This window comes from Desnuesiella massiliensis (genome assembly GCF_001403615.1).
Classification (GTDB): Bacteria; Bacillota; Clostridia; order Clostridiales; family Clostridiaceae; genus Desnuesiella; species Desnuesiella massiliensis.
Genome location: NZ_LN879457.1, coordinates 1,462,910 through 1,475,036 on the forward strand (window position 1 = coordinate 1,462,910; position 12,127 = coordinate 1,475,036).

11 protein-coding genes are annotated in these 12,127 nt (G+C 30.4%); 10 read left to right on the top strand and 1 reads right to left on the bottom strand.

What is annotated here, in order from left to right; translation table 11 throughout:
- A partial coding sequence (locus BN2665_RS26585) for a transposase (RefSeq protein ID WP_195892636.1) occupies positions 1-165 on the top strand: 165 nt, incomplete at its 5' end.
- A 218-nt stretch (positions 166-383) separates the two neighbouring features.
- Positions 384-2,411, top strand: a complete 2,028-nt coding sequence (locus BN2665_RS24830; protein ID WP_055669763.1) for an amylo-alpha-1,6-glucosidase — start codon at positions 384-386, stop codon at positions 2,409-2,411.
- A 124-nt stretch (positions 2,412-2,535) separates the two neighbouring features.
- On the opposite strand, the gene BN2665_RS24835 is transcribed toward BN2665_RS24830, so the two are convergent.
- Positions 2,536-3,414, bottom strand: a complete 879-nt coding sequence (locus BN2665_RS24835) for an SDR family oxidoreductase (RefSeq protein ID WP_055669764.1) — start codon at positions 3,412-3,414, stop codon at positions 2,536-2,538.
- Positions 3,415-3,640: 226 nt separating this feature from the next.
- Here BN2665_RS24835 and BN2665_RS24840 point away from each other — a divergent pair, with 226 nt between their 5' ends.
- The 8 genes from BN2665_RS24840 to mntA all read left to right on the top strand — a co-directional run bounded on the left by BN2665_RS24840 (position 3,641) and on the right by mntA (position 12,126).
- Positions 3,641-4,249, top strand: coding sequence for a hypothetical protein (locus BN2665_RS24840; protein ID WP_055669765.1), 609 nt, complete (start codon positions 3,641-3,643; stop codon positions 4,247-4,249).
- Between the two features lie 30 nt (positions 4,250-4,279).
- Positions 4,280-4,768 carry a transglycosylase SLT domain-containing protein gene (locus BN2665_RS24845; protein ID WP_055669766.1) on the top strand — a complete coding sequence of 163 codons (489 nt, stop codon included), beginning with the start codon at positions 4,280-4,282 and terminating at the stop codon, positions 4,766-4,768.
- A 161-nt stretch (positions 4,769-4,929) separates the two neighbouring features.
- Entirely contained in the window at positions 4,930-5,601 is a 672-nt protein-coding gene (locus tag BN2665_RS24850) for a response regulator transcription factor (RefSeq protein WP_055669767.1), read from the top strand.
- Complete coding sequence (locus BN2665_RS24855; RefSeq protein WP_055669768.1) at positions 5,601-6,632, top strand: sensor histidine kinase; 1,032 nt, start codon at positions 5,601-5,603, stop codon at positions 6,630-6,632. Before BN2665_RS24850 ends, BN2665_RS24855 begins: the two co-directional genes overlap by 1 nt.
- Positions 6,633-6,657: 25 nt before the next feature.
- Positions 6,658-8,613 (top strand): FtsX-like permease family protein, encoded by a 1,956-nt coding sequence (locus BN2665_RS24860; protein ID WP_055669769.1) that lies wholly within the window; start codon positions 6,658-6,660, stop codon positions 8,611-8,613.
- A gap of 127 nt (positions 8,614-8,740) precedes the next feature.
- A complete protein-coding gene (locus tag BN2665_RS24865) occupies positions 8,741-9,502 on the top strand; it encodes an ABC transporter ATP-binding protein (protein WP_055669770.1) in 762 nt (253 codons plus the stop codon).
- 28 nt (positions 9,503-9,530) lie between these two features.
- Positions 9,531-11,495 (top strand): ABC transporter permease, encoded by a 1,965-nt coding sequence (locus BN2665_RS24870; RefSeq protein WP_055669771.1) that lies wholly within the window; start codon positions 9,531-9,533, stop codon positions 11,493-11,495.
- Between the two features lie 202 nt (positions 11,496-11,697).
- Positions 11,698-12,126: a type VII toxin-antitoxin system MntA family adenylyltransferase antitoxin gene (gene mntA / locus BN2665_RS24875; protein ID WP_055669772.1), complete on the top strand. Its 429-nt coding sequence runs from the start codon at positions 11,698-11,700 to the stop codon at positions 12,124-12,126.
- Position 12,127 lies beyond the last annotated feature (1 nt).

Sequence of the window (12,127 nt, forward strand, 5' to 3'; positions counted from 1 at the left end):
GTACTAAAAAATGACTACCAATTCAATCGTTTCTTAACACGTGGCAAAAATAGTGTTAAGAATGAGTTCCTTCTTCTTTGTTTTGGTTTCAATATAAATAAATTGCATTCAAAAATACAAAATGATAGGTGCAAAAAACATCTTCATGAAGTAAAAATAGCCTAAGAGTAAGACAAAATTTCTCGAAAAAGTGTTAGGCTTATTTAAGTGCGTCAAAAAATCAAGAATTCATGAAAACTTGGAGTAATGGCCTGTTTTTATAATCGATTTTTATTTGAATACAAAAAAGGAGTGGAGCAAACTACTTTTTAAAGTAGTTTTGCGACACTCCCTATAAATTTAATTATTAAAAATATCTTTACTATTTTTAACAGAGGTGACTTATGAATATAGGTAAAAAGCAATGGCTAAATTACGAAAGAGCCATAGAAAAAGAATGGTTAATGGCTAATGGACGAAGTGGTTTTTGTGGTAGTACTGTAGTAGGAGCTAACTCTAGAAAATATCACGGATTATTAATAGGAGCTTTATCCTCACCAGAGGAAAGATATTTAATTCTTTCAAAGTTATGCGAAACTCTAATAATAGAAGGTGAAGAATATCCTTTATCTACAACTAAATATGAAGATAAAATAGATGAAGGATATAAATATCAACAAAGCTTTTATTATGATGGTATACCTATGTACAGGTACTTAGTTAAAGATGCAATTATTGATAAAAAAATAGTTATGGAGTACAAAAAGAACACGGTGATAGTAGAATATACTATCAATAATGGGGTTAATAAATCATCAATAAATATAGAACCTTGGATGTGCTTTAAGAAGCCTGAACAATGTAATAAAGAAGAGAATTTGAGGTTCATAGTTAATAAGCAAAAAAACGGCTTCCACTTAAAGCCTATGCTAAATAAAAATATTGATATAAATATATTTTTAACTGAAGTAGAAACTATAGTACATACAGATTATATTACAAATAAAGTTTTTTATGATGTAGATATAGCCACTGGAGATAACTATTTAGATAATTTTTATGTACCAGGCATTATGAAAATATCCTTAGAACCTTACGAAGTAAAAAAACTATACTTAGTTTGCACTATAGAAAAAGAAATAAATATTAATCCACAAAAAATAATGGCTTCTCAAAAAGAAAGAATAAATAAATTTAAAGCTATATTTAATGAAGATAGAATTTTAGCTAAATATCTTCCTTTAGCTGCAGATAGCTTCATTGTAGAAAGAGATTCTATAGATAGTAAGACAGTACTAGCAGGTTACCCTTGGTTTTTGGATTGGGGAAGGGATACTATGATAGCTCTAGTTGGACTAACTATGGTTACAAATAGGTTGGATGATGCTAAATCAATTCTAAAAAGCTTTAGCATTTATGAAAAAGATGGTCTAATACCTAATATGTTTCCTCATAATGGGCAAGATCCCATTTATAATACTGTAGATGCTTCCCTTTGGTATGTACATGCAGTATATAATTATATACTATATAGTAATAATACAACTGCTTTAGATTTTGTTAATAAAGAAATTTATCCAACTATTAAGAATATAATTAAAGCTTACGAAAAAGGAACGAAATTTAATATTAAAATGGATAAAGATGGACTCATATCCGCTGGTTCTGGCCTGGATCAAGTCACTTGGATGGATGTAAGATTTGATGATATAGTAGTCACCCCAAGACATGGAAAGCCTGTAGAAATAAACGCTCTATGGTATAACGCCTTAAAAATAGCTGCACTGTTAGATAAAAAATTTGGTGGAGAAGACTTTGAACATTATGAAGATTTATCTCAAAAAGTGAAAAAATCTTTTAATGAAAAATTTTGGAACGAAAAAGAACAATGCTTATATGATGTAATAAAAAATGATAGCTATGATGATAGTATAAGACCTAACCAAATTTGGGCTATATCCTTGCCCTTTACTATATTATCCAAAGAAAAAGAGAAATTGGTAGTAAATAAAGTTTTTGAAAATTTATATACCCCCTATGGCTTAAGAAGCTTAAGCAAAGATCATAAGGACTATCATGGCATTTATTCTGGGAAGCTACAAGATAGAGATATGGCATATCATCAAGGAACTGTTTGGGCATTTCCTATAGGAGCCTTCTTCAGTGCTTATTGTAAAGTAAATGACTACCATAAAGAAACTATGGAATTTGTAAATAGTCTGCTAAGAGACCTAGAAACCCATATGGAAGATCAATGCCTTGGTACTATAGCAGAAATATTTGACGGAGATTCACCTCATCTACCAAGAGGTTGCCATTCACAAGCTTGGAGTGTTGGAGAAATCCTTAGATTTTATTATGAATGTATCTTAGGTAACATTCACACATTAAATTCAAACTGTAAGGAAATTTTCTCTGCAATACATTGCTAAATTATATATTTATTAATGAGCTATGTGTAACTTTAAATATTAAAATGCGCATAAATATAAAATTTAAAAATCCTCTAAAACACCTCAGTAAAATTATACAAAATTTCATTGAGGTGTTTTAAATTTAGCTGCTAACTATCTTCCCGCCATTTATATGTATAGCCTGACCTGTAATAAAGGATGCATCCTCAGAAGCTAAAAAAACATAGGCCTGAGCTAGCTCTACTGGCTGTCCCGCTCTTCCCATAGGTGTATCTGAACCAAATTTCTCCACCTTGCTTTCATCAAAGGAGGAAGTTATTAGTGGAGTCCATATAGGACCTGGAGCTACTGCATTAACCCTTATATTCCTTGAGGCAAGGGATGCCGCCATGGATCTTGTAAAGCTTACAAGGGCTCCCTTTGTGGCAGAGTAATCTATTAAAAGCTCATCTCCTTTATAGGCTGTTATAGAGGTAGTATTAATAATACTACAGCCTGGATTGAAATGAGGCATTACAGCCTTTGTCATATAAAAAGCACTGAACACATTGTTCTTAAAGGTATGCTCTAGCTGTTCCTTAGTTATATCTTCAATGCTATTTTTAGGATATTGCTGGGCTGCATTATTAATCAAAATATCTACTTTCCCAAAATCTGTTATAACCTTATTTATTGCTTCATAACAAAAGTTCTCATCACTTACATCTCCATTGATAAGAAGGCATTTTCTTCCCGAGGCCTCAACCTTTTGTTTTGTTATTTCAGCATCTTGGTGCTCATCATAAAACACTATGGCTACATCTGCACCCTCTTTAGCATAAGCAACAGCCACAGCTCTTCCTATGCCGCTATCGCCTCCTGTTATCACTGCTACCTTGTCTTGAAGTCTTAAAGAAGGCTTATTATAATTTGGGTGATCATAAACAGGGGTAGGCTGCATCATATCCTCTATGCCTGGCTGCTTGTTCTGGTGTTGCTTCGGGAATTGTTTAGGAAAACTTTCACTTGCTATATTACTCATAGTACTTCCCTCCATAAATTATATTTATATAGAGAATTTCTTTTCTCATGTTCATAGTATTTATTTAACAGGCTCCAAAATATTCATAATATTTTTAGTCATCTGAGGAAAGCGGCAACCTTACATAACTGTAAGCTTAATCTTATATTTGTAATCTTATATTATGGATGGAAAAGCTTTTTTATTTTATTATTTATTATATAATTACTTAACGCGGGTGAGGTTTATGAGATTAAAAATAGAGGAATTGATAAAAGAGAGCAAATATATATTATTAGATAAAGTTAATATGAAGGATAATAGTACTTTTATTTCTAAGTATTTTAGAAAATTTACCTTGGTAACTTTCTGTGTAACTTTATTAATGATGGTCAGCTTTTATTTCATGTTAACAAATATACATAGTGTCAATCTAAGTATGTTTAAGATTATGAAAACTTTAATAGCATGCACTTTTACAGCTATAGGTTTTATCCCTGTTAAGAAGCTGATACAGTGCTCTTTATACAGACTGTTTGGGGCTAAAGATATTAGGTTTTATAGGCACTTTAAGCGTTTGTTTTTTAGCCCTGTAGCTGATAACTTTGTGTTATGTGGAAAGGAATATACTATAATTTTACTCGCTCCTATTTTCACCTTGTTTCTCATAGCTTTATGCTTTAGCCTATCGTTCCCAAATCATCATGCCTATGGCCTTCTCATGTTGTTGTTGAGCGTATTGATAAATAAAAAGGAAATGGCTTTATTAAACTATCTATGGTTAAATAAGGAGTATTCACTATTTATCTATAGTGATACCTATAAAAATAAAAGTTATTTCTATGCTTGTTTATAATATAAAAATTAGATTTAGGAGGAATAAAGAATGAAGAAAACTTGGAGCATAATAGTATTGGTTTTAATCTTAGCATTAGGATCTAGCTTTTTATTTGGAAACAAAATCCTATTTCCGTTGAAATACAAAGACTATATTCAGAAATATTCAGCTGAATACAAAATTGACGCTAATATCTTAGCCGCTGTAATAAATAAAGAAAGTGGTTTTAGAGATTTCAAATATGAGCAAGGTGAGAAAAACGGCTTAGGACAATTTAAGGATGAATCCGCCTTAGCAATAGCTAAAAAAATGGATTTAAAAGATTTTAAACCAGAAACCTTAACTGATGCAGAAACAAGCATTAAGATCACTGCCTGGTACTTAGCTGACAATAGAGGAAATAGTATTGATGACATGATTAAGGCTTGGGTAAATAGAAATAACGGCAATCCTTCAGAGGAATATATAGAGTTTTACAGAAAAGATCTTATGAAGGCAAAAGGTTGGTATAAGGTTTTTCATCCCAGTATAAAATAAATATGATATAAACTAAAATTCACAGGCATATAATTTTGCCTGTTATTTTTATATTAATGAGATGCACTTTATTATACTATTTTAGGTTTTAGAGTTAAAATTTTTATATTTTTGATGTAAAATATAAGTAAAATGTCAAAAGATTTATGAGAGGTGAAAAAATGTTTAAGATAATGATTGTAGAGGATGATCCTAAAATCAGAGGAATTGTTATAGAGAATATAGAACGTTGGGGCTTTGAATGTGTTTATGTTGAAGACTTTAGTGAAACCTTTAATGTTTTTGTTAAGCATCAACCTCATCTTGTTCTGATGGATATAAACCTACCTAGCTTTGACGGCTTCTATTGGTGCAACAAAATTAGAGAAGTATCTAAGGTTCCTGTAATATTTGTTTCTTCAAGAAATACTAATATGGATATAGTCATGGCAATAAATATGGGAGGAGACGATTTTATTCAAAAGCCTTTTTCACTAGAGGTTTTAATGGCTAAAATTAATGCCATTCTACGAAGAACCTACTCCTATACAGATACCTCCTCCGATGTAGTAGAGTATAATAATGTGTTTTTAAACCTAAAAGACAGTACTTTAATCTACAATGAGGAAAAGGTAGAGCTTACTAAAAACGAATTTAAGATAATTTATATTTTAATGAAAAACAACGGCAATGTGGTAAGCAGAGACAAGATAATGAGAAGTCTTTGGGAGGATGAGAGCTTTGTGGATGACAACACTCTCACTGTGAATATTAATAGACTTAGGAAGAAATTATCTGATGTAGGTCTTGAGGATTTTATTAAAACCAAGAAAGGGCAAGGATATATAGTCTAATGAAGCTTAGAGATTATATAAAAGATAAGAGATTCTTAATATATTTTATTACCTTTATAATGATTTTTATCTCTTTAGTTATTTACTTAGATGATTCTGTTAAAGTCTCTAGAGATAATGTTATATACATTAATGTAGTAGTTTTCATTCTTTTTATCTTCTATATGTTTTTTGAATTCATGTATTTAAAAAGATATTATTCCGCTTTAGAGGATATCATAGAAAATCAAAGGGATGAGATAACAACCTCTCTTCCTGAAGGCCTTACCTCTGAGCAAAAAAAGTATAATGCATTGATAAAAAAGGTATATAAGCTTCAAAATGAAAGATTAGAAAAGCTTTATGTTGATAAAATTGATAATTCAGAGTTTATCACCTCCTGGGTTCATGAAGTGAAAACCCCCATAGCTGTAAGCAGGTTAATAATTGAAAATAGCATTGGCAAGCCTATGGATGAGGTGTTAGATAACATAGACGAAGAGTTAGATAAAATTGATAATTACGTAGAACAGGCTTTATATTACTCTAAAATTGATGAGTTTTCTAAGGATTACTTTTTAAATGAAATAGAACTAGAAAAGCTGGTAAAGGACCTTATAAAGCGTAATTCAAAGATCTTTATACATAAAAGGATAAGGCCTAATATGCTTAATTTGGAGCTCTCCGTTCTTACAGATAAAAAATGGCTCTTGTTTATAATCAATCAAGTTCTATCAAATGCATTGAAATATTCAGAAGCGGGCAGTCAGATAGATATATATAGCGAAAAAGATGATAAAGAGAAGAGACTAATTATACTTGATAGAGGTATAGGTATAAAATCTGAGGATTTAAACCGTGTATTTGATAAAGGCTTTACAGGGTATAATGGAAGATTAAATAATAAATCTACAGGTATGGGATTATATCTAGCGAAAAAAATGTGTTTAAAATTAGGTCATGATATAAGTATAGAATCAGAATATGGTAATTACACTAAAGTAATTATCCATTTCCCTAAATTAATAGATTATTATAATGTAAGCAAGTGATTTAGTTTCATGGCTAGGAGGTAGCATGTTTCTTATAAAGCTAAGTTTTAAAAATATAAGCAGAAATGCATACAACTACATTTTGTATTTCTTTTCCATAGTTTTTATAGTTATGGTATACTTAACCTTTGCATCTTTACAAAATACTAATATAATACCAAGCAATGATGAGTTTTATAAGGTTATACAACCTGCCTTCTTCACAGCAAATTCTGCATTGTTTTTCTTCTCAGTGCTATTTTTATGGTATAGTAACTCTTTTTTTATAAAAAGAAGAACAAAAGAATTTGCATTATATTCTGTTCTAGGCGTTAAAAGAAATCATATAGGGCTCATTGTTTTCATAGAAAATCTATGTATAGGCGTATTAGCTTTGATATTTGGAATCTTTCTAGGCTCCCTATTCTTAAAACTATTTTTAATGATATTACTTAAACTAATAGGATTTTCCACTTCCTTAGCTAGAGTATATATATCAAATATTTCAATTTCAAATACCATAAAAAATTATTTTATAATATTCTTTATAATATCTATTAGAAATTACATTTCTATAAGAAAGATAAAGCTAATTAATTTATTTAGATATGATGGCTATGAAAATAAAAGGCCAAGAATATCTTTGCTATTATCTATAATATTTGCTCTTTTAATATCCTATGGATATTATGTAGTAATTAAATTTAAAGAGAATGAAGATTTAAGAATTTTTTTAGCCTTGCTCTTTATATTCATAGGCACCTATGGCTTATTTACTCATTTACTAGTATCCATAATCAATATATCAAAAAAATTAAAATTTCATTATTATAAAAATATAAACCTATTTGGTACTTCTCAAATAGGCTATAAAATTAAAAAAAATGCTATAACCTTGGCTACTATATCCATGCTTATAGCTGGAACCATACTGGCTGTAGGAGGAGCTTATAGCTACTATTACAGTTCCACTAAAGAAACGAAAAACACCTATCCATTTACCTTTGCCTTTGTATCATGGGATAAAGATTTAGATAAGGCTGTAGAAGGTGTCATAAAAAAGTATAGTGAAAACTCCATAGAGTCTGAGGTGGAAGTATACTTTGCAAGGCTAGATGCCATAGCTCCTGTGCTAAATGATCTTGCTCACAGCCCCTCTTTGGATAAAATTTCAGTTATATCTCAATCGGATTTTAATAAGCTTTGTAAAGGAGCTAGAATTAATGCAGAAGTAAGTCTTCCTTCAGATGAGGAAGTGGCAATAACTGATGGCTACTATAAGCGCTATAAAAATGATACATATATTAATAAAAACCTATATATAAAAAAGCTGGATAAAAATTTTATAATCTCTGAATTTAGACCTTATTTTTTAATGAATGAGAGTTTGATTTATAGGATTGTAATTGTCAGCGATAATCTATTTAAAACCCTAGCAAAGGATGAAGATTTATTTAGGTTTAGAGGTTATAATATTAAAAATGAAACTCACTCAAGAGAGGTCACCAATGAAGTGGTAAGCAATTTTAGAAAAGTAGTAGAGGATAAAAAGTTAAATGAAAATAGTAAGGGTTACCTTTTAAATAATATATCTTCTTATTACACCACTTATAAAGATCACTTACAAACTTCGGGCTTAATTATATTTATCGGTGTTTTTTTAGGCTTTATACTTTTAATATGTACTGGTAGCATAATATTCTTTAAGCAGATGTCCGATGCTATAGAAGATAAGGAAAGCTATGATATATTAGCAAAGCTTGGTACGCCTAAAAATATTATTGTAAAATCCATCTATAAACAGGTCATCTTCTTCTTTTTAAGTCCTTTAATAGTTGGAATCTGCCATGCATTACTTGCCATAAATCTTATAAATTTATATCTAGTTAATACAAATTTGATAAAGCCTATGATTCTATCCATACTATGCTATAGTTTAATATATCTAGTTTATTGCGTCATAACAGTAAACTCCTACTATAAAATAGTAACCTCAAAATAAATATTACATTAATGTAAGCTTTAAATATATTTTTGTTAGGTAAATAGATGGTTCTATTTACCTTATTTTTATAAAATGAATATGTAAACAAGAAAACATCAAGTTTTAAATATAGGAGGACAAATAAATGAATAATGTATTAGTAGCAAAAAATCTTAAGAAAGTATACGCTTCAAAAGGAGTTACCTACACAGCGTTGCATGATATAAATTTAGAGATAAAAGAAGGTGAGTTCGTCGGAATAATGGGGCCTTCTGGCGCTGGAAAGACTACCTTACTAAACATAATATCTACTATTGATAATCCAACCTCAGGCAATGTTACCATAGGTGGAGATGATATAACAAAAATGAATGAAGATAAGCTATCATCCTTTAGAAGAAAGAAGTTAGGCTTTGTGTTTCAGGATTATAACCTATTAAACACCCTTACTATAAAAGAAAACATAGTATTACCCCTTGCCCTATCTAAAGTTGGAGCAAAAGAAATTGAACACGAAGTGGCAAAAATTTCAGATAAATTTGGTATAAGTGATACTTTAAACAAATATCCTTACCAAGTGTCTGGTGGTCAGAAACAGAGAGCTGCTATTGCTAGAGCTATCATAACAAAGCCTGCTTTAGTTTTAGCGGATGAGCCTACAGGAGCCTTGGACTCAAAATCTTCCGCAGAAATTCTACAAACCTTAAGCGACTTAAATGAAAATGATAAGGCTACTATAATGCTAGTTACTCATGATGCCTTTGCTGCAAGCTACTGTAAAAGGATTCTGTTTATAAAAGACGGAGTACTATTTACTGAACTTAGAAAGGGAAATTCAAGAAAAGAATTCTTCCAAAAAATATTAGATGTATTATCCACTTTAGGAAATACAGTAACAGATATATAGCAAATATTTAAAACAGGGTGGTGATATTTTGTCTTTATTCAGTATTGCATTTAAAAATATTAAAAGAAACTTCTATAATTATTTTTTATATTTCATGGCTATGGTATTTAGCATAATGATATATTTTACCTTTACTTCCATTCAATATAATGAGGAGATTGCAAAGGCCATTGGCGGATCTAAAATGATTTACGGCGCATTTCAAGCATCCTCTATAGTAATAGCAGTGTTCTCAGCTATATTTATATGGTATTGTAACTCCTTTTTCACTAGAAAGAGAAAAAATGAAATTGCTCTTTACTCCATGATGGGGGTAAAGAAAAAACAAATAGGAAGAATGCTATTCTATGAAACCTTATGCATGGGTGTTCTAGCTCTTGCAGTAGGCATTATAATTGGTGGCCTTCTATCAAGACTTTTTATTAATATATTAGTTAAATTAATGGCCTTAGAATCTATAAAATTATCTTTTTCCCTTGTACCTAAAGCCGTTACTCAAACTTCCATTGTATTTTTAGTACTATTTTTTATAGCTTCTATTCATGCCTACACTATAATTTTTAGATTTAAATTAGTGGATCTTTTTAGAGCAGATCAATCTGGAGAAAATACGCCTAAAGCCTCTTTTATTTTATCCATAATATCAGTGATAATGATTGCTGCAGGCTATAGATTCGCAAACATAGATTATATGTTTAAGCTGTTTCCTATTTCTATATTCCTAGTTCTTGGCTTAACCATATTGGGCTCTTACTTATTTTTTAATTCCTGTGTAGTGTTTATGGTGAAAATGTCTAAAAAGAACAAGGGTAGATTCTACAAAGGTATAAATATGATCGGTACCTCTCAACTATTATACAGAATAAAAGGAAATGCTAGATCTTTAGCAACCATAGCTGTATTAAGTGCTACTACTCTCACTGCTGTAGGTACTACCTTCTCCTTTTATTATAACAACGAAAAAGTAACAAAGGATATGAAACCTTTTTCCTATGGCTTTGTTACTAAGGACTCAACACTTATAAAATCCATAGAGGATACTATGGCAAAATATAAAAATAACAGCATAATTGGATCAGAAAATGTAGATGTGACCTTATCCAAAGCTAAGGTTCCAGTGCTGCAGAAAAAATCTTCTAAAGAATATGAAGATAGCACAGTAAATGTTATATCCCTAAGTAAATACAACGCCCTTAATAAACACTTAGGACAAGTTAAGAACCTAGAGTTAAAAAATGATGAAGCCATATTGATAGACAGACAATACATGGAAAATTTTATGAAAAATCCTATTGGCGCTAAGTATACCCTTTACGGAAAGGATAAAAATATAGAATTGAAAATCTCTAGCCTTGAAAAGGAAAGCATCATAAATGATGACTTGCTCATGTTTACTTCAGTGCTTGTAGTACAAGATGAAATATATAATTTTGCTAAGAACAATAACAGCACTAACTATAATATAAGCCTTTATGAGGTTCAAAATGAGAAAAACGCTAAGGAGCTTTCTGAAGAGTTAAGAAAATTAGCTCCAAAAAGAACTAAAGAAGAAAAGGAGAAAACAGGTAATTATTCTAATGGATATTCGGAATTCTATGAATCCTATAGAGCTGGTCTAGAGGGTACTGGATTGATGATATTTATAGGGGCATTTTTAGGATTAGTATTCTTAATCTGTACCGGAAGCATAATATTCTTCAAACAGCTTTCTGAAGCTACTACGGATAAAGGAAACTATGCTATATTAGGAAAGATAGGTGTTACTAAAGGAGAGGTTAAAAGTTCCATTGCAAAGCAACTATTAATAGTATTCCTACTTCCATTGCTTGTGGGACTAACCCATTCTGCCTTTGCATTAAAGCTTCTTGCTCAAATATTAAATACAAACCTCGTAGCACCAGTATTGATATCTTATGCTGTATATTCAGTTATATATCTCTTATATTATATTTTAACTGTAAAATCCTATTACGGTATTATTATGGAGAAGTAAAAATACAACTAAGTTAGATGGAATGAAAAAACTCCATCTAACTTTTTGTGTTTGAGTCATAAAAATAACTATATTAAGCATCGCAAAAAAATAACTAATCAAAGATGCGAAGTATATTTTGGAGATGCCTTAAGATGCAATGATTGAAAATCTACTAACTGTGGTATAATAAGGTATATATAAAATGAAGGCGGTAATGGTCATGGATAAGGAAACCTTAATTATAGAAATGTCAAATTTTTTAAATTCAATTAGTAGAAGATATCCTATAAAGTTAGCCTATTTATTTGGGTCTATGGCTAGAGGAGATAATAATAATATGAGCGACATAGATGTTGCTATAATACTTGAGCATAAATACGAAGCTATGGAAGAAGCTTTTACCATAGGCGAAATCATTGACTTAGCCCAAGCTAAATTTAATAAAAAAGTGGATATAGTCCCCATGGAAAAAACCTCAGTGCTTTTTAAATATTTGATAGTAAAGGATGGAATAGTACTAATAGATTGTTATGAACGAGGAAGTATTGAATCTTTAATTATTAGAGAGTACTTTGATTTTAAATACTATTCTGATATTTATGATGAAGCCTTATTAAGTAGATATAAAGAGCAGAAAGGCGGTAAATAAA

What these genes read in the sequence shown, in the direction of transcription:
- BN2665_RS24850 (WP_055669767.1), top strand. Translation starts at nt 4,930, where the DNA reads ATGTTTAAGATAATGATTGTAGAGGATGATCCTAAAATCAGAGGAATT.
- BN2665_RS24860 (WP_055669769.1), top strand. Translation starts at nt 6,658, where the DNA reads ATGTTTCTTATAAAGCTAAGTTTTAAAAATATAAGCAGAAATGCATAC.
- BN2665_RS24835 (WP_055669764.1), bottom strand. Translation starts at nt 3,414, where the DNA reads ATGAGTAATATAGCAAGTGAAAGTTTTCCTAAACAATTCCCGAAGCAA.
- BN2665_RS24845 (WP_055669766.1), top strand. Translation starts at nt 4,280, where the DNA reads ATGAAGAAAACTTGGAGCATAATAGTATTGGTTTTAATCTTAGCATTA.
- BN2665_RS24855 (WP_055669768.1), top strand. Translation starts at nt 5,601, where the DNA reads ATGAAGCTTAGAGATTATATAAAAGATAAGAGATTCTTAATATATTTT.
- mntA (WP_055669772.1), top strand. Translation starts at nt 11,698, where the DNA reads ATGGATAAGGAAACCTTAATTATAGAAATGTCAAATTTTTTAAATTCA.
- BN2665_RS24865 (WP_055669770.1), top strand. Translation starts at nt 8,741, where the DNA reads ATGAATAATGTATTAGTAGCAAAAAATCTTAAGAAAGTATACGCTTCA.
- BN2665_RS24830 (WP_055669763.1), top strand. Translation starts at nt 384, where the DNA reads ATGAATATAGGTAAAAAGCAATGGCTAAATTACGAAAGAGCCATAGAA.
- BN2665_RS24840 (WP_055669765.1), top strand. Translation starts at nt 3,641, where the DNA reads ATGAGATTAAAAATAGAGGAATTGATAAAAGAGAGCAAATATATATTA.